Genomic DNA, 22,973 nt, shown 5'->3' on the forward strand with positions numbered 1-22,973 from the left:
GGCTGGGACCTGGTCTTTAATGGTTTAGACCAGTACCCGGAGCTTGGCCTAGACCTTTAGGGGTGTCAAGGGTGTATAAGAAGGGCAGTCGCGTCCGTTATCGGACCGACACCTGAGGGAGGGCGACGACCCGTGACCGGTCCGTGCCACCATGTGAGCCGCTACAGACGGAGGAGCCGGTGACGGCAGCAGCACAGGAGTCGGGAAGGCAGGCCATGGCCACGGACGCGGGCAGCACGGAGACGGAGGGCGGGGCACCCACCCGCACCGCGCGCGTGCCCAAGTACTACCGACTCAAGCGGCATTTGCTCGACATGACGGAGACCCTGCCGCCCGGCACTCCGGTCCCGCCGGAGCGGACACTCGCCGCCGAGTTCGACACGTCACGGACCACCGTGCGGCAGGCCCTCCAGGAGCTGGTCGTCGAGGGCCGCCTGGAGCGGATCCAGGGCAAGGGCACGTTCGTGGCCAAGCCCAAGGTCTCGCAGGCCCTGCAGCTCACCTCCTACACGGAGGACATGCGCGCCCAGGGCCTGGAGCCCACGTCGCAGCTGCTCGACATCGGGTACGTCACCGCCGACGACACCCTCGCCGGGCTGCTCGACATCTCGGCCGGCGGCCGGGTGCTCCGCATCGAGCGCCTGCGGCTCGCGAGCGGCGAGCCGATGGCCATCGAGACCACGCACCTGTCGGCGAAGCGCTTCCCCGCCCTGCGCCGGTCGCTCGTGAAGTACACCTCGCTGTACACCGCGCTCGCGGAGGTCTACGACGTGCACCTCGCCGAGGCCGAGGAGACCATCGAGACCTCCCTCGCCACCCCCCGGGAGGCCGGACTGCTCGGCACGGACGTGGGCCTGCCGATGCTGATGCTCTCGCGCCACTCCGTGGACGCCGACGGCGAGCCGGTGGAGTGGGTACGGTCCGTCTACCGCGGCGACCGGTACAAGTTCGTGGCGCGCCTCAAGCGCCCCAACGGCTGATCCCGCCCCTTCCGTACGCCACGAGCGGCCGCACCCCACCGGGTGCGGCCGTTCCGCTTTCCCGGGCGTTCTCCGGAGGCCGTACGGGGAGCCGACAGGCCCCCGCGGGGAGCTGACGGCACCCCGGCACCTTCCGCCTGGCAGCAACGTGACGGCCTCGGGAAACCGCCTGGTGAGCGGTGCGCGGCGGCCGGGCCCGCGGCGTGGCTCCTAACGGCCACGCGGTTGGCGCCAGCCGTTCTCCGGTGACAGGGCCCCCGCGGCCGGGCCAGTCTTGGACCCGTCGAAGCCGCCCGGCAGAGCCCCGGAGCGGCACCGGGGGAAGCCCCGGCCGACCCGCTCGGCACCGCCACGCCCGTCACGCCCGCCACCCGCCACGCCCGTCACGCCCGTCACCCGTCACGCCCGCCTCGCAGGAAAGGCAGTACCGCCATGCCCAGCAGCGCCCGTTTCGTCGCTTTCGTCCGCGTTCAGGTCCGCCCCGCCCTCGCCCTGCTCGTCCCGGCCGCCGCCGCTCTGACCCTCGTCCTCACCGCCCAGCCGGCGCCCGCCGGGGCAGCCGTCGTCACCGCCGAGGACACGACCGCCCCGACCGCGCGGCCCACCAACAGCGACAACGGGTTCTCCTGGGGCTGATCGTCATCTACCTCGTCGGCATCTCGATGAGGGCACCGGACGACGAACCCGCCCCGGACACCGACCCACCGGCCCCGTCCGCCGCCGCACTCGTCGAGACGCTGCACCGCGTCGCCCGTCCGCAGGACCGTTTCGAGTCCGCACGGGCGCTGGTCGTCGACCGGTCGGTCCGGCTCGCCCTGTACATCCGGGGCCCTGACGAGATCGAGGCCGTCGGCCACGCGCTGCTGCTCTGCCGGCGTCTCCTCGGCCACTCCCCCGAGCTCTCCCGCCACCGCATCGCGGACTTCCGGCTCCTCTGAAGCCTCCCCGCGAGATCCCCGCGCCACCACCCCGAGGAACCCCCATGCCCAGGGCCCGTCCCAGTGTGTCCGTCATCATCCCCAACTACAACTACGAGAAGACCCTCCGCGCCTGCCTGACCTCGGTCTTCGCCCAGAGCCACGCCCCGCTCGACGTCATCGTGGTCGACGACGCCAGCACCGACGGGTCCCGGGACATCGCCCGGGAGTTCGACGTCGTCCTGATCGCCAATCCCCACAACAGCGGCGTGTCCGCCGCCCGGAACCTGGGGGCCGCCGCCGCCCGCGGCGAGATCCTGTTCTTCCTGGACTCCGACACGGCGCTCCACCCCGAGGCCCTCGCGAACGCCGCCGACCTGCTCCGGGACGACCCCGGTCTGGGCTGCGTCCACGGCGTGCTCGACCCCGAACCGCTCTTCGACGACGGCCCCGTGGAGCGCTACCACGCCCTCCACGCCCACTTCTGGCGCCGCCGTGCCGTCGGCGAGGTCAGGACCGCCTTCTTCGCCCTCGGCGCGATCCGCAAGGACGTCTTCGAGGCGACCGGCCCCTTCGACGAGAACCTCAGGGACTCGGAGGACGTCGAGTACAGCGGCCGCCTCGTCCGGACCCACCGCATCCTGATGACCGAGGCGATCCGCGGCCGGCACGACGACGTCGACCGGCTCGGGGACATGCTCAGCGAGCAGTACCGGCGTTCCCAACTGCTCATCGCGGCGCTCGGGCAGATACGGGACGGCGGCCTCACCGCCAACCGGCCGCTCGGCGTCCTGGCGGCCGCGCTCACCCTCCCCACCCTGGCGCTCGGCGCGCTCACGCCCTGGCTGCTGCTCGTCCCGGCCCTGTGCGCGCTCCTCTTCGTCTGCGCCGACCCGGGCCTGAGCCGGTTCGCGCTCCGGACGCGGGGGCCCGGATTCCTCCTGTACTTCACCGCCGTCCACTTCGTGCTGCACCAGGCGATCGTGCTGGGCGCGGCGCGCGGCGCCGTCCGCCGGCTCACCGATCCGGACTTCGGGCCCGGCGCGCACCGCCGAGACGCGGACGTCCCGGGAGACCGCCCCGGAGCCGCCGCCCCCACGACCACCGGATGACCTCCGCCGTCCTCCTCCGTACGCCCCTCCCCCCAGGAGCCCGTTCATGGCCACGCCCACGCTCACCGGCCCCCAGGCGCCGACGGCCCGCCCGCCGGCCTCCCGTCCTCCCAGTCGCCTCGCCGACCTCACCGCCCTCGTCCGCCCCGGACAGTGGACGAAGAACCTGGTCGTCGTCCCCCTCGGGCTGCTCGGCGCCCCCCGGCTCGACGCCGGAGCGCTCGCCGGGGCCGCGTCCGCGATCGGCGTCTTCACCCTCGCGTCCGCGCTGATCTACCTGGTCAACGACATCGGCGACCGTGACCGCGACCGCCGCCACCCGGAGAAGCGGCACCGGCCGATCGCCGCGGGGCGGATCGGGGTCGCCACCGCCGTCGCCTTCGCCACCGCCCTCGCCGTCCTCCTCGCGGCGACGGTCGCGCTGACGGTGTCGACCGGCACGGCCTCGCCGGTCGACTGGTGGCCGGTCGCCGCGTACATCGCGCTCAACGCCGCGTACAGCAAAGGTCTCAAGCACGTCCCGCTGCTCGACGTCTTCATCGTCGCCCTCGGTTTCGTCCTGCGGCTCACCCAGGGCTGCCTGGCTTCGGGGAACCCGGTGCCGAGCTGGCTCACGCTCTGCGTCCTCTCCCTCTGCCTGCTCCTCATCCTGGGCAAGCGGCGCCACGAGATGGCGGTCGGCGGCGTCCTGCACCGGCCCGCGCTGCGCGGCTACACCCTCGGCTTCCTCGACCAGCTGCTCGCGTTCACCGCGGTCCTCACGGCGGTCAGTTACGTCCTGCACGTGCAGGACAGCCCGGTCTTCGGCCCGCACGGTCCGCTGGTCGCGGTGCTCACCGCCCCGTTCGCGCTCTTCGGGCTCGCCCGCTACCTCCAGCTGCTGGTGGTCGACGCGGGCGGCGGCAACCCCTCCCGGGCCCTGTTCAGCGACCGGATGACCGTCTCCAACGCCCTGCTCTGGTCGGCGCTGCTCGCCGGCGCGTGGCCGCTCAGCCACCTCGGCGCGTGAGGCGGTCATGACGACCACCGCCCCGGCCACGGACCGGGCCCCCGACCCGACCGGCGCCACCGCGACCTCCCCGCCGGCCGCCGCCGGACCCGCCACCGCACCCCGCCGCGGCCCGCTCCGGCGCGCCCTCCCCGTCCTGTTCCCCGTCGCCGTCGTCACCGGCATCGGCTTCGCCCTGTACGGCCGGGCCGGCGAGCTCGCCGCCCTCGTCCTGCGGCCCGACTCCGTCCCGTACCTGCTCACCGCGCTCGCGGCCAACGCCCTGGCCGTCCTGCTCTCCATGACCACCTGGCGCACCCTCCTCGCCGATCTGGGGCCCGGCGTACCGGGCAGGACGGCGACCCGGATCTACTTCACCTCCTACCTCGGCAAGTACGTGCCGGGCGCCGTCTGGGGCGTCCTCGCGCAGCTGCGGATGGGCGGCGCCGCGGGGGTCCCGGCACCGGTCGTGCTCGCCGTCTTCCTGCTCAACCTGATCGTGGCCGTCCTCACCGGTCTCGCCGTCGGCCCCCTCGCCGCGCCCTGGACCCTCGGCGCGGAGGCCTGGTGGCTGGTGCTGCCGGGCGCCGTCACCCTCGCCTGGGCCGTCCGGCCCGGACTGCTGCACCACCTGGCCGCGTTCGCCGCCCGCCTCGCCCGGCGGCCCGCGCCGTCCACCCGGGCGAGCGACCGGGGCATGCGGCGGGCCCTCGCCTCCGCGACCGCCTCCTGGGCCGTCGGCGGCCTCCACCTGTGGGCGCTCGCCGTGATGCTGGGCGCCCCGCCGCTGACCGCGCTGCCGGTCTGCGTCGGCGGCTTCGCCCTCGCCACGGCCGCCGCGAGCCTCGTGGTGGTGCTGCCGGACGGCTGGGGCGCCCGCGAGGCGCTGCTGCTCCTGGCCCTGACCGCCGTCCTGCCCTGGCAGGAGGCGACCGCCGTCGCCGTCGCCAGCCGGGTGGTCTGCACGCTCAGCGAGGTCCTCGTCGGGGGCGCCGCCCTGCTCCTGACCCTCCCCTCCCGCACCTCCGCCACCGAACCGACATCCCCTCCCACACGTTAGGACCGCCCCCATGCCCCCGCTGTACTCCGTCGACGACTGCGAGTCGCTGACGACCAAGCATGTCCACGGCCTGTACAAGGACCACGTCAACAGGAGCCAGGTCTCCCTGATGACCTCGTTCGGCTTCGGCCAGGAGCTCGTCGCGAGCGCCGAGGGCGTCTGGATCACCCAGCGCGACGGCCGGCGCGTGCTCGACTTCACCGGCGGTGTCGGGGTCCTCAACCACGGCCACAACCACCCCCGGATCCTGGCCGCCCGGCAGCGCTTCCAGGAGCGCAGGAGCATGGAGGTCCACAAGACCTACTTCTCGCCGTACATCGCGGCCCTCGGCCACAACCTCGCGGAGCTGCTGCCCGGCGACCTGAGCATGTCGTTCTTCCCCAACTCCGGTGCGGAGGCGGTCGAGGGCGCGGTCAAGCTGGCGTACAAGTACCACGGCGGCCGGCGCTCCCGGGTGCTGCGGGCCGACATCTCCTTCCACGGCAAGCTCCTCGGCTCGGGCAGCCTCACCGGCCAGAACCAGTCCACCTTCCAGTTCCCCGGCATCCCGGGGGTGGAGATCTTCCGGTACGGGGACCTGGACTCGGTCCGGAAGCTGGTCGCCGCGCACCGCACCGCCTCGGGCGGGTCGGACGTGTACGCGATCCTCATCGAACCGCTGTCGGCGTCCACGATGAACGAGTGCTCGGAGGAGTTCCTGCGCGGGCTGCGGGAGCTGTGCACGGCCGAGGACATCGTGCTGCTCTTCGACGAGATCTACACCGGCTGGGGCAAGACCGGCACCCTCTTCCACTTCATGCGGTACGAGGGCCTGGTCCCCGACATCCTCACCACCTCGAAGTCCTTCGGCGGCGGCAAGTCCTCCATCTCCGCGTTCGTCGCCCGTGAGCCCGTGTTCCGCAAGGCGTACGACAACCTCACGGACGCCCTGCTCCAGTCGACGTCGACCACCTACTACGGCTTCGGCGAGGAGGCGGTCACCGCCATCGAGGCGGTCAACGTGGCCGTCGAGGACGACTATCCGGCCCGCGCCCGGGACATCGAGCGGATCCTCGCGCCCGGCCTCGCGCGGATCGCCAAGGAGTACCCGGACGTGGTGGCCGAGGTCCGTGGCCACGGCGCGCTGCACGGGGTCTTCCTGCACAAGGGCCCGAAGGTCCTGGAGCTGGTGACGAAGCTGGTGCCGGGCGCGATGACGAAGGACCCGCGGTTCCGCACCAAGCTCATCACCTCGTCGGTGGTCAACGCCCTCTACCGCGACCACGGGATCTACGCGTACTACACGCTCAACGGCGACAACCCGCTGATGGTCGCCCCCTCGCTGGTCGCCGAGCCGCACGAGGTCGAGTTCTTCCTGGACGCCCTCGACAAGACCCTGGCCCAGGGCCTGCCCCGGCTGCTCACCCGTTTCGTCAAGGAGAAGGTGTCGTCGCTGTGGTAGAGCGCATCGTGGTGACCGGCGGCGCCGGCATGCTCGGTTCGACGCTGATCGACCGGCTCCTCGGCGACGGCCGGCAGGTGCACTGCGTGGACCTGCGGGCCCCGCGCACGGAGCACGAGAACCTGACCCACACCGTCTCGGACATCCGGGACGCCGTCGCGATGAAGCGGGTCACGGCGGACACGGACGTGGTGGTGCACTGCGCGGCGGCCCTGCCCAGCTACCCCGCCGACACCATCCGTTCGGTGATCGTCGGCGGTACGGAGGCGGTCCTGACGGCCGCCGAGGCGAACGCCGTGCCCCGGGTCGTCCACATCTCCTCGACCGCCGTCTACGGCCTGCCGAAGACGGTGCCCACCCCGGAGGAGTACCCCAGGGAGCCCGTCGACACGTACAGCGCCGCGAAGGCGGAGGCCGAGGAGGTCGCCGAGCGCTTCCGGGGCCGGGGGACGTGCGTGCCGATCCTGCGGCCCAAGACCTTCCTCGGGCCGGGCCGGATGGGCCTGTTCGCGATGCTCTTCGAATGGGCCGAGGAGGGACGGAACTTCCCCGTCCTGGGCCGCGGCGACGTCCGCATCCAGATGTTCGACGTGGACGACCTGGTGGACGCGGTGGTGACCGCGATGGACGCGCCGGCCGAGCGCGCCGACGACACGTTCAACCTCGGGGCCACCTCGTTCGGCACGATCCGCGAGGACTTCCAGGCCGTCCTGGACGCCGCCGGGCACGGCAAGCGCGTCCGCTCGCTGCCCGCCAGACCGGCCCTCGCCGCCCTCAGCCTGCTCCAGCGCAGCGGGCTCTCCCCGGTGTACGGACGGCTGCTCCACAAGCTGCTCGACGACAGCTTCGTCTCCACCGACAAGGCCCGGGACGTCCTCGGCTTCCGGCCGAAGCACTCCAACCAGGACGCGATCCTGCGCACCTTCGCCTGGTGGCGCGAGCAGCGGCGGGCCGCCGCCGCGCTCCCCGCCGGCGCCCGCCCCGCGAAGAAGAGCGAGGGCGTCACCAGTGTCGAACCGTGGCGGCAGGGAGCCCTCTCCCTCGCCAAGGTCCTCTTCTAGGAGCCACCCACCATGTCCCCCACCACCGCCGGCGACCACCCCCTGGTCTCCGTCATCGTCCCCAACTACAACTACGGCCGCTCCATCGGCCTGTGCGTCGAGGCCGCCCTCGCCCAGACGTACCCGAACATCGAGGTCCTCGTCGTCGACGACTGCTCCACCGACGACTCCGCCGCGATCGCCGCGGCGGCCGGCGCCCGGGTGGTGTCCACCGGCGTCAACAGCGGGGTCGCGGTCGCCCGCAACCTCGGCGCCGCCCTCTCCTCGGGCGAGATCCTGGTCTTCCTCGACTCCGACGTGGCCATGCACCCGGACGCCGTCGCGAAGTCGGTCGAACTGCTCGGCTCCGGACAGGGGTACGGGGCGATCTGCGGCACCTACGAGCCGGAGCCGCTGATCCGGGACAGCCTGATCGAGGAGTACCGCTCGCTCCAGCAGTACTACCTGCTGCTGAGGTCCGAGGGAGTCATCGACACCGTCCACACGGCGATCCTGGCGATCCCCCGGCAGGTCTTCGACGAGGTCGGCCCGTTCAACCCGATCCTGCGGCACACCGAGGACCAGGACTACGGCCGCCGCATCTCGGAGCGCTACACGGTCCTCAGCTCCCTGGAGGTCCTCGGCCGGCACGACCACGACGACACCGTACGGATCGTCCTCGACAAGGTCTTCGCCCGTGCCCGGCTCGCCGTGCCGCTCATCCTGAGCCGCCGGGCGCTCCAGGGCGGCTTCGTCACCGGCCCGCGCGCGGGGGCGAGCCTCGCCGCGCCGCTGACGGTGGCCGCGCTCGCCGCGCCGCTGCTCTGGGGGGCCTGGTGGGCGCTGCTGCCGCTCGCCCTGTTCGGCCTCGGCGTGTGGGGCGATCTGGACATGTACCGGGTGGTGCGGCGGCACCGGGGGCGGGTGTTCCTCGGGTACTTCGTGGCCGTCAACTTCCTGGTGAACCTGACGGTGTGCGCGGCGATCGGGGTCGCGGGCGTGCAGTGGCTGTGCTCGAAGCGGTTCCGGCACCTGTACGACCCGCAGCCCCGGCCGGACCTTCCGGCGGCGACGGCCGGGGTGGCCGCGGGGGCCTCCCGTGGCTGACACGCTCGCCCGGGAGCCCGTACGCGAGACCGCGCCGACCGCTCCCGCCCCTCCCCGGCGGCGGCGCGACCGCCTCGTCCTCGGCGCGGCCCTCGCCTGGCTCGTCGTGCTCCTCGTGGAGTGGGCGGCGGACGGCCGGATCTGGCCGGGGCACCTGGTGGGCATCGTCCCGCCGGCCGCCTTCGTCATCGTCCCGCTGCTGCTCGCGGCCCTCGCCCCGCTCGCCCGGGGCGCCGCCCGGTGGCGGAGCCTGGCGGCCGCCGTGCTCGCGCTGGCCGTGGGCTTCGGCCAGTCGGGCGTCGACCCGGCGGCGCTGTGGCGGGCGGAGCCGAGGCCAGGTCCTGACTCCGTGCGGGTCTTCGCCTGGAACACGAACTCGTGGAACCAGCTCCTCGGCACGCAGGACCACTTCTACGCCTTCCTGAGATCGAAGGACGCGGACGTGTACCTGCTGCACGAGTACCAGCACGTGACCGCCGACCGGAAGGGCCGGCTGCCCATCGACGACCTGGCGCGGCTGCGCCGGGAGTTCCCCGGTCACCAGGTGGCGGTCAGGGGCGAGCTGGTGACGCTCTCCCGGTTCCCGATCCTGCGGCAGCCGGCCGTCGGCCCGGCCGGGGACCTTCCGCCCGGCGCCGACTGGGCGGCGGAGTACCGGGAGAACAAGGTGCTGCGGACGGACGTGCTGGTCAGAGGCCGGACGGTCTCGTTCTACAACGTGCACATGCCGGTGTGGAACAGCATGCCGGACGGGCTCCTCTCCGCCGCCTTCTACCGCCACATGCGGGAGCGGTTCGCCCCGCGCCGGGCCCAGTACGCGGGGCTGGAGGCCGACCTGGCGGCCAACCGCAACCCGGTGGTGGTGGCCGGGGACTTCAACGCGACGGCCGCGATGTCCGACCTCGACCCGCTGCGGGAGCGCCTCGACGACGCGGCGGACGTGAGCACCGACCCGTACCCCACGAGCTGGGAGGAGGGCGGCTGGAAGCCCTTCTGGCGGACCGACTGGGCGTTCACCGGGAACGGGGCGAGGGCCGAGCGGTACGCGTTCGGTGAGCCGGAGAGACTCTCCGACCACGCGGTGCAGGACCTGTGGGTGTCCCTGCCGGGGAACGGGTGACGGCGTGGTGTTGTACTGCGCCCTGGTCTGGGCGGTGTTCCTCGCCCTGCACCTCGCGCTCAACGGGCGGTGGTGGCCCTGGCTCGCGGTCTCCCTGCTGCCGCCGGTGACCTTCGCCGCCGTCCCGCTGGTCCTGCTCGCCGCCGCCGCAGTCACCGGCGGCGGGTGGGCCGCGGCTCTCGCCCTGGGCTGTCTCCTCGCGGGCTGGTCGCAGAACGGCGTCAACCTGCGGGCGCTGAGCCGCCGTTCGGAGACCGCGGCGGGGCTGCGGCTCGTCTCCTGGAACACCCAGCACTGGAACCAGGGCGGCGACCCGGACCGCTTCTACGGCTTCCTGCGCGCGCTCGCGGCCGACGTCTACGTGCTCCAGGAGTACCTGAACGGCTTCGAGGGCGGCGAGGTCTGGGACATCGACGACGAGGAGCGGCTGCGGGCCGCGTTCCCCGGCCACCACCTGGCCGTCGGCAACAACTCCGTGACGCTGTCCCGGTTCCCGCCCGCCGCCCCGCCGGTACCCGTCGGCGCCTGCTCGCTCCGGGTGGACCTGCGGATCGGCGACGGGGTCCTGTCCACGTACAACGTGCACATCCCGGTCCAGCTGACCGTGATGAACCCGCTGCGTCCCGCCTTCCTGCGGGACATGCGGCGCCGGGCCGCCGCCCGCGACCGGGAGTACGCGGCGCTCGTCGCCGACCTGCGGGGCAACCCGCACCCGGTCCTGGTGACCGGCGACTTCAACACCAGCGCGGCCATCGGGGACATCCGCCGGATGCCCGGGTCGCTGCGCGACGCGATCGGCGCCTGCCGCTCGGTCCTCCCCGCCAGCTGGAACGCCCGCGCACGGCTGCGGCTGTGGCGGATCGACTGGGCGTTCACCGGCGGCGGCGCCCGGGTCGGCACCTACCGCTTCCGGGACGCGGAGGGCCTCTCGGACCACCTGGTCCAGGAGCTGACCGTCACCACCCCCCACCTATGAGAGAGAGGGAAGAACCGATGGAGTACACCCACCTGGGCGGCCCCGAGGGCCCCCGCGTGAGCACCCTGTGCCTGGGCACCCTGCCGTTCGGCACCCGGATCGACGAGGCCGCCGCCTTCGCCGTCCTCGACCGCTTCCACGAGGCCGGCGGCACGTTCATCGACACCGCCAACACGTACGCCTTCTGGGAGCCGGGCGCGACCGGCGCCGAGAGCGAGCTGCTCATCGGCCGCTGGCTGCGCAGCCGGGGCGTCCGGGACGAGATGGTGATCGCCACCAAGGTCGGGGCGCTGCCGGACCCGCCGGGCTCGGCCTGGCCGGAGTGCGCGGAGGGCCTCTCGGCCCCGGTGCTGCGGCGTCAGGTGGAGGAGAGCCTGCGGAACCTGGGCACGGACCGGATCGATCTCTACTACGCGCACATCGACGACCGGGCGACCCCGGTCGCGGAGACGATGGGGGCCTTCGGCGAGCTGGAGGACGCGGGGAAGATAGGCCGGGCCGGCTGCTCCAACTTCGCCGCCTGGCGGATCGAGGAGTCCCGGGGCGCGGCGGTCGCCGCCGGGGTGCCGGACTACGCGGCCGTGCAGCAGCGGTACACCTATCTGCGGCCGCGTCCCGGCGCGGACTTCGGGGTGAACCCGCACGCCTCCGAGGAGCTGCTCGACTATCTGGGGACGCGGCCGGAGCTGACGTTCACGGCGTACACGACCCAGCTGACGGGCGCCTACACCGATCCGGGCAAGGAGGTGCCGGAGCAGTACCGGCACGCGGGGTCGGAGCGGCGGCTGAAGGTGCTCGCGGAGGTCGCGGCGGAGCTCGGGGTGACCGCGAACCAGGTGGTCCTGGCCTGGGCCCTGGGCGGTGCGCTGCCGGTCCTGCCGGTGATCGGGGCGAGTTCGCCGGCGCAGCTGGACGAGGCGCTCGGCGCGGTGGGGCTGCGGCTCGACGCGGACTTGAGGAAGCGGCTCGACGATGTCGACTGAACGGTTCCGCGCGGTCGAGGAGTTCGCGCTGCGGCACCGGGTGGCCATGGTGGTGGTGTGGTCGCTGGTGCTGCTGCTCGGCGGTGCGGCGGCGGTGGCGGGCCTCGGCAGGCTCGACCAGTCGTTCACCGCGTCCGGCGGGCCGGGGCACCGCGCGAACCAGGCGGTCCAGGAGCGGTACGGGAACGGGGCGGCCGTCGCCCCGCTGGTCGCCGTCGCGACCTGGCCGGCGGCGGCGGACGTACGGGACCCGGGCACGGCCGGGCGGTTCGCGTCCGCCGTCGGGCGGGTGGCGGGCCCGGGCGCGCGGACGGTCTCGTACGCGGGCACGGGCGACGAGGGCTTCCTCGGCGCGGACGGCCGGACCGTGTACGCGCTGGTGTACCCGGGGGCCGGGAGGCCGGACCTGGCGGGGCTGACGGCCGTCGAGGAGGCGGCGGGCACCCTGCGGGCCGGGCTGCGGTCGGCCCTCCCCGAGGCCCGGGTCGACGTGACGGGTGTCCTTCCGCTCACGCACGACAGCGCGGTGGCGGGGCCGGGGCCCCTCGCCCTGGCGGCGAAGGCGGCCTGCGCGCTCGGGCTGCTCGTGCTGCTGGTCCTGGCGTTCCGCTCGCCGGTGGGCGCCCTGGCCCCGCTGCTGCTCGCCGGGGTGACGTCGGTGGGGGCGCTGGTCCTGGTGGAGGCGGTGGCCGGGTTCACCGAGATCAGCTTCATCGTGGTCTACCTGGTGCCGGTCACGGCGCTGGTGCTCGCGGTGCACCGCTGGGCGCAGCCGCCGGGTCCGGCCGCCCGGTCCGGGGTGGCGGGCGGCGCGGCGGGCGCGGCGGCCTGTGCGGCCCTCGCGCTCTTCCCGGCGGCGTTCCTGCGCTCGGTCGGGATCGCGGGGCTCGCGGTGTGCGCGGTGGGCACGGCGGCGTCCCTGACCCTGACGCCGGTGCTGCGGTCGGCCCTGCGCCGGAGCGGGACGACGCGACCGGCGGCGGTACGGGTCGGGTGGCGGCCTAGGGGCGTCCCGGCGGCGGTACGGGTCGGGTGGCGGCCGAGGGGCGTCCCGGCGGCGCTCGGTCTGGCGCTCCTCGTCGTGCTCGCCGGGGCGGCCACCCAGCTGCGGGTGGGCAATCCGGAGGCCCGTGCCCTGGTGGCGAGCGGCCCCGCCCGGGACGGTCTGGACCGGCTCACGGCGGCCGGGGTGCCGACGGGGGCGCTGAACCCCCTGGAGGTCCTGGTACCCGGGGGCGTGGACGCGCGGGCCGTGGCCGCGCGGGCGGCCCGGGTGCCGGGAGTACTGCTGGCGGCGGCGCCGACGGCCCCCGACTGGCGGCGCGCCGGGTCGGCCCTGGTCGTGGTCGTACCGGAGGAGGAACCGATGACGGCGGCGGGCGCCGCGACGGTGACGGCCCTGCGCTCGGCCCTCGTGGGGCCGGACGACACCGGGTCGGACGCGGGGCACGACGGCGCGGGCCTCGACGGCGCGAAACACGACAGCACTCGGGCACGCGCGGGGCACGACGGCGCGGGTCACGACGGCACCGACGCCCCCGTGCTCGTGGGCGGTTCGGGGGTGGTGGACCGTGACCTCGTGGACGGGGTGTACGGGCTCCTCCCGTACGCGGTCCCGGCGGCGGCCCTGGCCGGGTTCGGCGTGCTCGCGGCCTTCACGGCGGCGGGCGCCGCCGCCCGCGCCGTGGCGGGCGGCCTGCTCGCCGCCGCCGCGTCCGCGGGCGCGCTGACCGTCCTGTGGCAGTGGGGTCCGGCCGGCACCGGCGCGGTGACGGGCTGGGTCCCGCTGGTGGTGGGCGTGTTCGCCTTCTGCGTCTCGCTGGAGCGCGCGGTCGCCTCGGCGTCTGGTGGTCCGTCGTGGGCGGGTCCGGTGGCGGCGGGTGCCGGCGCGCTCGCGGTCCTCGCCGTCGGGCTCGGCCCGCAGGTCGAACTGGCTTTGCTGGTCTCGGGGTTCGCGATGGCGGCGACGCTGGACGCGCTGGCCGGCCGGCGGCTGGCCGTACCGCCGTCCGGACCGGTCGCCGTACTCCGGAGTTCACCCCGATTGGTCTAGACCTAGAGAGCCCCTCCCGCTTAGCATCGACGACCGCGATCACCAACGCGATCGATCGCGCGACGGAACGTGACGACGGGGACGACGGGGGAGATAACGCATGTTGGAGGCGCTCGGCATAAAGGAGTCGACGGAGGCCGTCTACCGCCTGCTCCTGGAGCGACCCGAGTACGACGTGACGGAGATGGCGGCCCACCTCGGCCGCCCCGAACCAGAGGTCCGCGAGGCGCTCGCCTGCCTCGCGGACCTCAAGCTCGTCCTGATGGACGACTCCTCGGGCGAGGTCGAGCCCTTCAACCCGGACGTCGGCTTCTCCTTCCTGCTGTCCCGCGCCGAGGCCGAACTGAGCAAGCGCAAGCGCCAGGTCGAGCAGGCCGGCCGGGCCGTGGCGGGCATCCTCGCCTCGTACGCCGACCACCCCGAGCCGGGCGTCCGGCACGACCTCGTGGACCGCATCACCGGCCTCGACGACGTCCGCGAACGACTCGAGGACCTGGCCGCGAACGCCCGCACCGAGTGCCTCTCGCTCCTCCCGGGCGGGGCACAGCTCCCCGACACCATGGACGCGAGCCAGCCGCTCGACCAACTCGCCCTGGAACGCGGGGTGAAGATCCGGTCGATCTACCAGGAGAGCTTCCGCAACGACCCGCCGACCGTCGAGTACGTCCGCTGGTACTGCGACCTCGGCGGCGAGGCGCGGACCGTACCCGTGGTCCCGATGCTCATGGTGATCGTCGACCGCGAGGCCGCGCTCGTCCCGGTCGACCCGGAGGACGGGCGCGCGGGCGCCCTGGAGGTCCGCAGCCCCGGACTCGTCCACGCGCTCGTGGTGCTCTTCGACCGCCTGTGGGACACCGGCACCCCCTTCGGCGAGACCCCCCGCCGGGACGAGCACGACCTCACCCCGCAGGAGCGCGAGTTGCTCATGCTGCTCGGCATCGGCTGCACGGACGACATCGCGGCCCGGCGGCTCGGGATCTCCCTGCGGACCGTGCGCCGGATGAGCTCGGAGCTGATGAGCCGTCTCGGCGCCCGCAGCCGTTTCGAGGCGGGAGTGCGGGCCGCCAAGGAGGGCTGGCTCTGACAGCGCGTCCGGGGACCGCACGACACATCACTCGGGTCATGACGAATCACTTCCGTTATGCGGACAGGGGTTCCATGGAGCTGAGACGTCCCCTAGATTTCCCCACCATTACCGAGGTGATCAGCGAGGGGACGGGAATCGCCATGTCAGACGCGCCAGATGCGACACAAGGGAAACAACCCACCATCACACCCATGCGGGTGGTGATCGGCCTCTGCCTGTTCGCCCCGTTCGTGGCGATGCTCTGGGTGAGCTCCTACGCGAAGACCGAACCGCTCTTCGCCGGCATCCCGTTCTTCTACTGGTACCAGATGCTCTGGGTGCTGATCTCCACCGCGCTCACCATGGTCGCCTACAAGCTGTGGCAGATCGACCAGCGCTCCCGCAAGGGTGGTGACGCGCGATGAAGGACGGCGTGAACGGCGTCGCACTCGCCGTCTTCATCTTCTTCTTCCTGGCCGTCACGGTCATGGGCTTCCTCGCCTCGCGCTGGCGCAAGGCCGAGAACGAGAACAGCCTCGACGAGTGGGGCCTGGGCGGCCGGTCGTTCGGCACCTGGGTGACCTGGTTCCTCCTCGGCGGCGACCTCTACACCGCCTACACCTTCGTCGCCGTCCCGGCGGCCATCTACGCGGCGGGCGCGGCCGGCTTCTTCGCCGTGCCGTACACGATCCTGGTGTACCCGCTGATCTTCACCTTCCTGCCGCGCCTCTGGTCCGTCTCGCACAAGCACGGCTACGTCACCACCTCGGACTTCGTGCGCGGCCGCTTCGGCTCCAAGGGCCTCTCCCTCGCGGTCGCGGTCACCGGCATCCTCGCCACGATGCCGTACATCGCGCTCCAGCTCGTCGGCATCCAGGCCGTCCTGGACGTGATGGGCGTCGGCGGCGGCGAGAACACCCACTGGTTCATCAAGGACCTGCCGCTGCTCATCGCCTTCGGTGTCCTCGCGGCGTACACGTACTCCTCGGGTCTGCGCGCCCCCGCGCTCATCGCCTTCGTCAAGGACACCCTGATCTACATCGTCATCGCGGTGGCGATCATCTACATCCCGATCAAGCTGGGCGGCTTCGACGAGATCTTCGCCAAGGCCGGCGAGGCGTACGCGCAGACCAACCCGGCGACGGACAAGCCGCGCGGTGCGCTCGTCCCCGGTGAGGCCGGCCAGTGGACGTACGCGACGCTCGCGCTCGGCTCGGCGCTCGCGCTGTTCATGTACCCGCACTCCATCACGGCGACCCTGTCGTCCCGGAGCCGTGAGGTCATCCGCCGCAACACCACGATCCTGCCGCTGTACTCGCTGATGCTGGGCCTGCTCGCGCTGCTCGGCTTCATGGCGATCGCCGCCGGGATCCAGGTGAAGAACGGGCAGCTGGCCATCCCGCAGCTGTTCGAGACGATGTTCCCGGACTGGTTCGCGGGCGTCGCGTTCGCCGCGATCGGCATCGGCGCGCTCGTCCCGGCGGCGATCATGTCGATCGCCGCGGCCAACCTCTTCACGAGGAACATCTACAAGGACTTCATCAAGAAGGACGCGACCCCGGCGCAGGAGACCAAGGTCTCCAAGATCGTCTCGCTCCTGGTGAAGGTCGGTGCGCTCGCCTTCGTCCTCACCATGGACAAGACCGTCGCGATCAACTTCCAGCTGCTCGGCGGCATCTGGATCCTGCAGACCTTCCCCGCCCTCGTCGGCGGCCTCTTCACCCGCTGGTTCCACCGCTGGGCACTGCTCGCCGGCTGGGCCGTCGGCATGCTCTACGGCACGGTCGCCGCGTACGGCGTCGCCAGCCCCACCCAGAAGCACTTCGGCGGCTCCTCCGCCGAGATCCCGGGCATCGGCGAGATCGGCTACATCGGCCTCACCGCCTTCGTCCTCAACCTCCTCGTCACCGTCGTCCTCACCTTCGTCCTCAAGGCCGTCAAGGCCCCCGAGGGCATCGACGAAACCTCCCCGTCCGACTACACGGCGGACGCCGGTGACCCCGGCGTGCAGACCGAGCTCCCGAAGCTCGGCGCCGACACGCACTGACCCGACGCACGACCGCGCACGAGGGCCCGGGATCTCCGCGAGGGATCCCGGGCCCTCCCGCGTCCCCCCGGCAGGCACACTTCCCTCATGGACTTCACGATCAGGGCGGTACGGCCCGAGGAGTACGAGGCGCTCGGAGAACTGACCGCGAGCACCTATCTGAACGACGGGCTGCTGCAGTTCGGGGCCGAGGACTTCTACCTGGACGTGCTGCGCGACACCGCGCGGCGGGCCCGCGAGAGCGAGGTGCTGGTCGCCGACGACGCCGAGGGACGGCTCCTCGGCGGGGTGACCTTCGCCACCGGCGGCACCCCCTGGGCGGACATCGCGGTCGAGGGCGAGGCCGAGTTCCGCATGCTCGCCGTCTCCCGGGAGGCCCGCGGCCGGGGCGTCGGAGAAGCCCTCGTACGGGCCTGCATCGAGCGCGCGAGGGCCCTGCCGGGGTGCGCGCGGCTGGTGCTCTCCACGGACGCGAAGATGGTCTCGGCGCACCGGATCTACGAGCGCCTCGGCTTCGTCCGCACCCCGCACCGGGACTGGGAGCCGACCCCCGGCCTGCTGCTGCGCACCTACGCCCTGGAGTTCTGAAGCCGGACGACGACACAACATGTGGGGGGTGCCATGAGCGGCGCCCCCCACATGTATGCTCGTGCTCGCTGTCGACGCAGGGGAATCCGGCGCGAATCCGGAACTGTCCCGCAACGGTGTGCCTCCTACGGATACGACCCATTCGTACGAGGTGAGTCCGACAACCTGCCGCAGCGCACCCGGTCCGTCCGTTCCGGGTGCCACTGACGTCCGGGCCTCGCGGAGTGGGCCGGTGGAAGCGTCGCGTCCGGCGTTACGGACGCCCGCGTGCCCGCCTTCCCCCGCCGCGGCCCCGAGCCGAGCGAGGGAGAGCCCCCACGTGACCATCGCGCCCGCCGATCCGGCTACCGCCGAGGCTTCCGCGGTCGAGAGCGACGGCCCCGGGACCGTGCTGCTGCGGACCCTGACCGACCTCACCGCCGATCTCCCCGACACCGACCCCGGCAAGGTCGCCGCCGCCGCGCTCCGCGGCCGCAGCGCCACGTCGGACGAGGCGGAGCTGCGCGAGCTGGCCACCGAGGCGGCCGCGGGCCTGATCGCGGAGGACCCGGCGTACTCCCGGCTCGCCGCCCGGCTCCTCACGATCACCATCGCCGACGAGGCGGCCGGCCAGGGCTCGGCCTCCTTCTCCGCCTCCGTCGCCGTCGGCCACCGCGAGGGCCTGATCGCCGACCGCACCGCCGAGTTCGTCGCCCTCCACGCGGCCCGCCTGGACGCGACGATCGACCGCGACGCCGACGACCGCTTCGGCTACTTCGGTCTGCGCACCCTCTACTCGCGCTACCTGCTGCGCCACCCGATCACCCGCAAGGTCGTCGAGACCCCCCAGCACTTCATGCTCCGCGTGGCCTGCGGTCTCGCCGAGAACGACAGCACGCGGGCCCTGGACGAGGTCGCCGCGCTGTACGGCCTGATGAGCCGCCTGGACTACCTGCCGTCCTCCCCCACGCTGTTCAACTCCGGCACCCGCCACCCGCAGATGTCCTCCTGCTACCTCCTCGACTCCCCGCTGGACGAGCTGGACTCCATCTACGACCGCTACCACCAGGTCGCGCGCCTCTCCAAGCACGCGGGCGGCATCGGCCTCTCCTACTCCCGCATCCGGGCCCGCGGTTCGCTGATCCGCGGCACCAACGGGCACTCCAACGGCATCGTGCCGTTCCTCAAGACCCTCGACGCCTCCGTCGCCGCCGTGAACCAGGGCGGCCGCCGCAAGGGCGCCGCCGCCGTCTACCTGGAGACCTGGCACGCCGACATCGAGGAGTTCCTGGAGCTCCGCGACAACACGGGCGAGGACCAGCGCCGCACGCACAACCTGAACCTGGCGCACTGGATCCCCGACGAGTTCATGCGCCGGGTCAACGCGGACGCCGACTGGTCGCTGTTCTCCCCGGCGGACGTGCCCGAGCTGGTCGACCTGTGGGGCGAGGAGTTCGACGCCGCCTACCACAAGGCCGAGGCGGCGGGCCTGGCCCGCAAGACCATGCCGGCCCGCGACCTGTACGGCCGGATGATGCGGACCCTGGCCCAGACCGGCAACGGCTGGATGACCTTCAAGGACGCCTCGAACCGTACGGCCAACCAGACCGCCGAGCCCGGCCACACCGTCCACTCCTCCAACCTCTGCACGGAGATCCTGGAGGTCACCGACGACGGCGAGACCGCCGTCTGCAACCTGGGCTCGGTCAACCTCGGCGCGTTCGTCGTCGGTTCCGACATCGACTGGGAGCGCCTCGACGCGACCGTCCGCACGGCCGTCACCTTCCTCGACCGGGTCGTCGACATCAACTTCTACCCGACCGAGCAGGCGGGCCGTTCCAACGCCCGCTGGCGGCCGGTGGGCCTGGGCGCGATGGGCCTCCAGGACGTCTTCTTCCAGCTGAAGCTGCCGTTCGACTCCCCCGAGGCACGCGCGCTCTCCACCCGTATCGCCGAGCGGATCATGCTCGCCGCGTACGAGGCCTCCACCGACCTCGCCGAGCGCAACGGCCCGGTCCCCGCCTGGGACAAGACCCGCGCCGCCCGCGGTGTCCTGCACCCGGACCACTACGACGTGGAGCTGAACTGGCCGGAGCGCTGGGCCGCGCTGCGCGAGCGGATCGCCACGGTCGGCATGCGCAACAGCCTGCTCCTGGCGATCGCGCCGACGGCGACCATCGCCTCGATCGCCGGCGTATACGAGTGCATCGAGCCGCAGGTCTCCAACCTCTTCAAGCGCGAGACGCTCTCCGGCGAGTTCCTCCAGGTCAACTCCTACCTGGTCGACGAGCTGAAGCGGCTCGGCGTCTGGGACGCGCAGACCCGCGAGGCACTCCGCGACGCCAACGGCTCGGTGGCCGGCTTCACCTGGGTCCCGGCCGAGGTCCGCGAGCTGTACCGCACGGCGTGGGAGATCCCCCAGCGCGGCCTGATCGACATGGCCGCCGCCCGCACCCCGTTCCTGGACCAGTCGCAGTCGCTGAACCTGTTCCTGGAGACGCCGACCATCGGCAAGCTGTCGTCGATGTACGCGTACGCCTGGAAGCAGGGCCTGAAGACGACGTACTACCTGCGCTCCCGCCCGGCGACCCGCATCGCCCGCGCCGCCCAGGCGTCGACGCCCGCCGCCGCCACCATCCCCGTCCAGCAGGCGACTCCCGACGCGGACGCCCTCGCCTGCTCCCTCGAAAACCCCGAGTCCTGCGAGGCCTGCCAGTGATGAGCTCCACCGAACAGAAGAACCTCCTCGACCCGGGCTTCGAGCTGACCCTCCGTCCGATGCGCTACCCGGACTTCTACGAGCGCTACCGGGACGCCATCAAGAACACCTGGACCGTGGAGGAGGTCGACCTCCACTCGGACGTCGCCGACCTCGCCAAGCTCACCCCCGGCGAGCAGCACATGATCGGCCGGCTCGTCGCGTTCTTCGCGACCGGCGACTCGATCGTGTCGAACAACCTGGTCCTGACGCTCTACAAGCACATCAACTCCCCGGAGGCGCGCCTGTACCTGTCGCGCCAGCTGTTCGAGGAGGCCGTGCACGTCCAGTTCTATCTGACGCTGCTGGACACCTACCTGCCCGACCCGGACGACCGCGCCGCCGCGTTCGACGCCGTCGAGGAGATCCCGTCCATCCGCGAGAAGGCGCAGTTCTGCTTCAAGTGGATGGACTCCGTCGAGAAGATCGAGAAGCTGGAGACGGCCGCCGACCGGCGCCGCTTCCTGCTGAACCTGATCTGCTTCGCCGCGTGCATCGAGGGCCTGTTCTTCTACGGCGCCTTCGCGTACGTGTACTGGTTCCGCTCGCGTGGCCTGCTGCACGGCCTGGCGACGGGGACCAACTGGGTGTTCCGGGATGAAAGCTGCCACATGGATGCCGCTTTCGCGTTCGTCGACACCGTACGCGAGGAAGAACCGGAGCTTTTCGACGACGAGCTCGGCCGGCAGATCACGGCCATGATCAAGGAAGCGGTCGAAGCGGAACTGCAGTTCGGCCGCGACCTGTGCGGCGATGGCCTGCCGGGCATGAACACCGAGTCGATGCGCGAGTACCTCCAGTGCGTCGCCGACCAGCGCCTCGTACGCCTCGGCCTCGCGCCCGTCTACGGCTCCGACAACCCCTTCTCGTTCATGGAGCTCCAGGGCGTCCAGGAGCTGACCAACTTCTTCGAGCGCCGCCCGTCCGCCTACCAGGTGGCGGTCGAGGGCTCGGTGGACCTGGACGAGGACTTCTAGGCCCCACGGACAGGGCACGGATACGGGAAAGGGCCCCGCACTCACCGAGTGCAGGGCCCTTCGCCGTACGACGATCAGGCGTTCGGCACCGTCTCGTAGCGCGGGGTGCCCTCTTCCATCTGGCGCAGGGCGTCCTTGCGGTCGCGCTTGGAGAGGCGGTCGATGTACAGGTAGCCGTACAGGTGGTCCGTCTCGTGCTGGAGGCAGCGGGCGAAGTAGCCGGTGCCGCGCACCTTGATCGGGTTGCCCTGGGCGTCCTGGCCGTGGACCTCCGCGTAGTCGGGGCGGGCCAGCTCGGCGTAGGCGGTCGGCACGGACAGGCAGCCCTCGTTGGACTCGTCGAGGACGCGCCGCTCGGCCGGGAGCTCCTGGAGCACCGGGTTGACGACGACGCCGGTGTGCCGGACGCCCTCGTCGTCGGGGCAGTCGTAGACGAAGACCTTCAGGTCCACACCGATCTGGTTCGCGGCCAGGCCCACGCCCTCGGCGGCCTTCTGGCTGGCGAACATGTCGTCGATGAGCGCCGCGAGCTCGTCGTCGAACGCGGTGACGTCCTTGCACTCCTTGTGGAGCACCGGGTTGCCGACCACCGTGATCGGGCGGGCGGTGCCGCGCTCGCGGTGGGCGAGCTCGCGCGCCTCGCAGTCCTCCGTGTCCACGACGAAGCCGTCGTTGATCTGCGTCTGCTCGTCCGTCTCCTGCTGCGCCATGTCCGGCCGCGCCCTTCTGAAAACCCGATTCCGTCGGAGGACAGCCTACGGGCCCGGGACAGAAGCCTCAGCAGACCTCTTCGAGATCCCGCCACTCGCGGCTGTCGGGGCTGTCGGCCACCCAGCCGTCGAGGAGGCCGCGCACCAGGCCCGCGGGGGCCGCGAGGCCGCACTCCCGCTCCGGCACCCACAGCTCGCCGGGCGAGCGGTGGCCGAGCGGCCCGGGGTGTCCCGGTTCGCTGTGGTCGTGGGGGTCGGAGTGCTCGCCCTCGCCCTCGGCGCTCGGCATCGTCGACTCGGAGCAGGCGCGGCAGAGCAGCCGCACGGAGGACGACCAGTCCTCGGCGGCGAATCCCGCCTCGGCGGCGAGCTGTTCCAGCGCGTCCCGGTCGGCCTCGGTGGCCGCTTCGAGGAGGACCACCCAGGTGGGGACGGGTGACGGCGCCCACAGCTCGATCTCGTCGAAGACCGGGTAGGAGGGTCCGGCGGTGGTGGTCCGCTCGCCGTTCGGCACGCCGTCGTGGAGGACGACCTCACCCCAGCGGCGCCCGGAGGACGGCAGCGGGATGGAGAGGACCTCGATCCGGGCCGGGTCGAGCCGGCGGCCCCAGACGACCTCGGCCTCGCCCTCGGGCGAGAGGCGGACGGCGGCGCTGCCCAGTTCCATCCCGGCGGGCTCGCCGGTGCCGGAGGCGGCGCCGGGCACCTTGAGGCCGTAGGCCTGCCAGGCGCGGCGGGCGAGCGGCCAGTCCTGGAGCGCGGTGGCGGCGATCCCGACGTTCCACCAGTCGGGGGCGCCGCTCTCCTTGTCGAGGAGCGCGACCGCGCGGAGCCCGGCGGCCCGCGCCTGCTCCCAGTCGTGCCGGAACTTGTGCAGCAGCGCCAGGTTGAACCAGGACTCCGAGAGCCAGGGCTCCATGTCCGCCGCGCGTGTGAGGAGCGCGCCCGCGTCCTCGTACCGTCCGTCGCCGATCAGCGTGAACGCGCGGTCGGTGGCCTGCCGCCACGAGGCGGAGGGCCGATGCCGTACCTTCCCGAAGATCTTCACGATTCCCGCCTGCCGGTCGCTTC

21 protein-coding genes are annotated in these 22,973 nt (G+C 72.5%); 19 read left to right on the plus strand and 2 right to left on the minus strand.

Features of this window, described 5'->3' with window-relative positions:
- Nucleotides 1-215: 215 nt before the first annotated feature.
- From AMK29_RS06430 to AMK29_RS06520, 19 genes are all read left to right on the plus strand, one after another.
- Nucleotides 216-980, plus strand: coding sequence for a GntR family transcriptional regulator (locus AMK29_RS06430; protein ID WP_073808821.1), 765 nt, complete (start codon nucleotides 216-218; stop codon nucleotides 978-980).
- A gap of 432 nt (nucleotides 981-1,412) precedes the next feature.
- Complete coding sequence (locus tag AMK29_RS06435) at nucleotides 1,413-1,616, plus strand: hypothetical protein (protein WP_073808824.1); 204 nt, start codon at nucleotides 1,413-1,415, stop codon at nucleotides 1,614-1,616.
- 26 nt (nucleotides 1,617-1,642) lie between these two features.
- Nucleotides 1,643-1,918, plus strand: coding sequence for a hypothetical protein (locus AMK29_RS06440; protein WP_073808827.1), 276 nt, complete (start codon nucleotides 1,643-1,645; stop codon nucleotides 1,916-1,918).
- Nucleotides 1,919-1,962: 44 nt separating this feature from the next.
- Nucleotides 1,963-3,009, plus strand: a complete 1,047-nt coding sequence (locus AMK29_RS06445) for a glycosyltransferase family 2 protein (RefSeq protein ID WP_073808829.1) — start codon at nucleotides 1,963-1,965, stop codon at nucleotides 3,007-3,009.
- A 46-nt stretch (nucleotides 3,010-3,055) separates the two neighbouring features.
- Complete coding sequence (locus tag AMK29_RS06450) at nucleotides 3,056-4,018, plus strand: UbiA prenyltransferase family protein (protein ID WP_073808832.1); 963 nt, start codon at nucleotides 3,056-3,058, stop codon at nucleotides 4,016-4,018.
- Nucleotides 4,019-4,025: 7 nt separating this feature from the next.
- On the plus strand, nucleotides 4,026-5,057 hold the full coding sequence (locus tag AMK29_RS06455) for a lysylphosphatidylglycerol synthase domain-containing protein (RefSeq protein ID WP_079196776.1): 1,032 nt from the start codon (nucleotides 4,026-4,028) through the stop codon (nucleotides 5,055-5,057).
- A gap of 10 nt (nucleotides 5,058-5,067) precedes the next feature.
- Nucleotides 5,068-6,498: an aspartate aminotransferase family protein gene (locus AMK29_RS06460; protein WP_073808835.1), complete on the plus strand. Its 1,431-nt coding sequence runs from the start codon at nucleotides 5,068-5,070 to the stop codon at nucleotides 6,496-6,498.
- Nucleotides 6,492-7,559 (plus strand): NAD-dependent epimerase/dehydratase family protein, encoded by a 1,068-nt coding sequence (locus AMK29_RS06465; protein ID WP_073808838.1) that lies wholly within the window; start codon nucleotides 6,492-6,494, stop codon nucleotides 7,557-7,559. The genes AMK29_RS06460 and AMK29_RS06465 overlap by 7 nt, the downstream gene beginning before the upstream one ends.
- A 12-nt stretch (nucleotides 7,560-7,571) precedes the next feature.
- Complete coding sequence (locus AMK29_RS06470) at nucleotides 7,572-8,645, plus strand: glycosyltransferase family 2 protein (protein ID WP_073808841.1); 1,074 nt, start codon at nucleotides 7,572-7,574, stop codon at nucleotides 8,643-8,645.
- Nucleotides 8,638-9,765, plus strand: a complete 1,128-nt coding sequence (locus AMK29_RS06475) for an endonuclease/exonuclease/phosphatase family protein (RefSeq protein WP_073808844.1) — start codon at nucleotides 8,638-8,640, stop codon at nucleotides 9,763-9,765. The genes AMK29_RS06470 and AMK29_RS06475 overlap by 8 nt, the downstream gene beginning before the upstream one ends.
- 4 nt (nucleotides 9,766-9,769) lie before the next feature.
- Complete coding sequence (locus AMK29_RS06480) at nucleotides 9,770-10,741, plus strand: endonuclease/exonuclease/phosphatase family protein (protein ID WP_073808847.1); 972 nt, start codon at nucleotides 9,770-9,772, stop codon at nucleotides 10,739-10,741.
- Between the two features lie 17 nt (nucleotides 10,742-10,758).
- Nucleotides 10,759-11,724 (plus strand): aldo/keto reductase, encoded by a 966-nt coding sequence (locus AMK29_RS06485; RefSeq protein WP_073808850.1) that lies wholly within the window; start codon nucleotides 10,759-10,761, stop codon nucleotides 11,722-11,724.
- A complete protein-coding gene (locus tag AMK29_RS06490) occupies nucleotides 11,714-13,777 on the plus strand; it encodes an MMPL family transporter (RefSeq protein WP_073808853.1) in 2,064 nt (687 codons plus the stop codon). Before AMK29_RS06485 ends, AMK29_RS06490 begins: the two co-directional genes overlap by 11 nt.
- A gap of 100 nt (nucleotides 13,778-13,877) precedes the next feature.
- The gene (locus AMK29_RS06495; RefSeq protein WP_073808856.1) at nucleotides 13,878-14,861 is read left to right on the plus strand and encodes a helix-turn-helix domain-containing protein; all 984 of its coding nucleotides are present in this window, start codon (nucleotides 13,878-13,880) and stop codon (nucleotides 14,859-14,861) included.
- Nucleotides 14,862-15,004: 143 nt separating this feature from the next.
- Nucleotides 15,005-15,268: a DUF3311 domain-containing protein gene (locus tag AMK29_RS06500; protein WP_073810655.1), complete on the plus strand. Its 264-nt coding sequence runs from the start codon at nucleotides 15,005-15,007 to the stop codon at nucleotides 15,266-15,268.
- Nucleotides 15,265-16,890, plus strand: a complete 1,626-nt coding sequence (gene mctP, locus AMK29_RS06505; protein ID WP_073808859.1) for a monocarboxylate uptake permease MctP — start codon at nucleotides 15,265-15,267, stop codon at nucleotides 16,888-16,890. Before AMK29_RS06500 ends, mctP begins: the two co-directional genes overlap by 4 nt.
- Nucleotides 16,891-16,977: 87 nt before the next feature.
- Nucleotides 16,978-17,478, plus strand: coding sequence for a GNAT family N-acetyltransferase (locus tag AMK29_RS06510; RefSeq protein ID WP_073808862.1), 501 nt, complete (start codon nucleotides 16,978-16,980; stop codon nucleotides 17,476-17,478).
- A gap of 319 nt (nucleotides 17,479-17,797) precedes the next feature.
- The gene (locus AMK29_RS06515) at nucleotides 17,798-20,176 is read left to right on the plus strand and encodes a ribonucleoside-diphosphate reductase subunit alpha (protein WP_073808865.1); all 2,379 of its coding nucleotides are present in this window, start codon (nucleotides 17,798-17,800) and stop codon (nucleotides 20,174-20,176) included.
- Nucleotides 20,176-21,192 (plus strand): ribonucleotide-diphosphate reductase subunit beta, encoded by a 1,017-nt coding sequence (locus tag AMK29_RS06520; protein ID WP_198942190.1) that lies wholly within the window; start codon nucleotides 20,176-20,178, stop codon nucleotides 21,190-21,192. Before AMK29_RS06515 ends, AMK29_RS06520 begins: the two co-directional genes overlap by 1 nt.
- Before the next feature lie 74 nt (nucleotides 21,193-21,266).
- Here the strand turns inward: AMK29_RS06520 and def are convergent, their stop codons facing one another.
- Nucleotides 21,267-21,902 carry a peptide deformylase gene (gene def / locus AMK29_RS06525; RefSeq protein WP_073808870.1) on the minus strand — a complete coding sequence of 212 codons (636 nt, stop codon included), beginning with the start codon at nucleotides 21,900-21,902 and terminating at the stop codon, nucleotides 21,267-21,269.
- 67 nt (nucleotides 21,903-21,969) lie between these two features.
- Nucleotides 21,970-22,950, minus strand: coding sequence for a tetratricopeptide repeat protein (locus AMK29_RS06530; protein ID WP_073808873.1), 981 nt, complete (start codon nucleotides 22,948-22,950; stop codon nucleotides 21,970-21,972).
- Nucleotides 22,951-22,973 lie beyond the last annotated feature (23 nt).

Origin of the sequence: Streptomyces sp. CB02261, from assembly GCF_001905665.1 — a bacterium.
Classification (GTDB): domain Bacteria; phylum Actinomycetota; class Actinomycetes; order Streptomycetales; family Streptomycetaceae; genus Streptomyces.

What these genes read in the sequence shown, in the direction of transcription:
- AMK29_RS06495 (WP_073808856.1), top strand. Translation starts at nt 13,878, where the DNA reads ATGTTGGAGGCGCTCGGCATAAAGGAGTCGACGGAGGCCGTCTACCGC.
- def (WP_073808870.1), bottom strand. Translation starts at nt 21,902, where the DNA reads ATGGCGCAGCAGGAGACGGACGAGCAGACGCAGATCAACGACGGCTTC.
- AMK29_RS06455 (WP_079196776.1), top strand. Translation starts at nt 4,026, where the DNA reads ATGACGACCACCGCCCCGGCCACGGACCGGGCCCCCGACCCGACCGGC.
- AMK29_RS06520 (WP_198942190.1), top strand. Translation starts at nt 20,176, where the DNA reads ATGAGCTCCACCGAACAGAAGAACCTCCTCGACCCGGGCTTCGAGCTG.
- AMK29_RS06435 (WP_073808824.1), top strand. Translation starts at nt 1,413, where the DNA reads ATGCCCAGCAGCGCCCGTTTCGTCGCTTTCGTCCGCGTTCAGGTCCGC.
- AMK29_RS06490 (WP_073808853.1), top strand. Translation starts at nt 11,714, where the DNA reads ATGTCGACTGAACGGTTCCGCGCGGTCGAGGAGTTCGCGCTGCGGCAC.
- AMK29_RS06430 (WP_073808821.1), top strand. Translation starts at nt 216, where the DNA reads ATGGCCACGGACGCGGGCAGCACGGAGACGGAGGGCGGGGCACCCACC.
- AMK29_RS06450 (WP_073808832.1), top strand. Translation starts at nt 3,056, where the DNA reads ATGGCCACGCCCACGCTCACCGGCCCCCAGGCGCCGACGGCCCGCCCG.
- AMK29_RS06440 (WP_073808827.1), top strand. Translation starts at nt 1,643, where the DNA reads ATGAGGGCACCGGACGACGAACCCGCCCCGGACACCGACCCACCGGCC.
- mctP (WP_073808859.1), top strand. Translation starts at nt 15,265, where the DNA reads ATGAAGGACGGCGTGAACGGCGTCGCACTCGCCGTCTTCATCTTCTTC.
- AMK29_RS06460 (WP_073808835.1), top strand. Translation starts at nt 5,068, where the DNA reads ATGCCCCCGCTGTACTCCGTCGACGACTGCGAGTCGCTGACGACCAAG.
- AMK29_RS06445 (WP_073808829.1), top strand. Translation starts at nt 1,963, where the DNA reads ATGCCCAGGGCCCGTCCCAGTGTGTCCGTCATCATCCCCAACTACAAC.
- AMK29_RS06470 (WP_073808841.1), top strand. Translation starts at nt 7,572, where the DNA reads ATGTCCCCCACCACCGCCGGCGACCACCCCCTGGTCTCCGTCATCGTC.
- AMK29_RS06485 (WP_073808850.1), top strand. Translation starts at nt 10,759, where the DNA reads ATGGAGTACACCCACCTGGGCGGCCCCGAGGGCCCCCGCGTGAGCACC.
- AMK29_RS06510 (WP_073808862.1), top strand. Translation starts at nt 16,978, where the DNA reads ATGGACTTCACGATCAGGGCGGTACGGCCCGAGGAGTACGAGGCGCTC.
- AMK29_RS06500 (WP_073810655.1), top strand. Translation starts at nt 15,005, where the DNA reads ATGTCAGACGCGCCAGATGCGACACAAGGGAAACAACCCACCATCACA.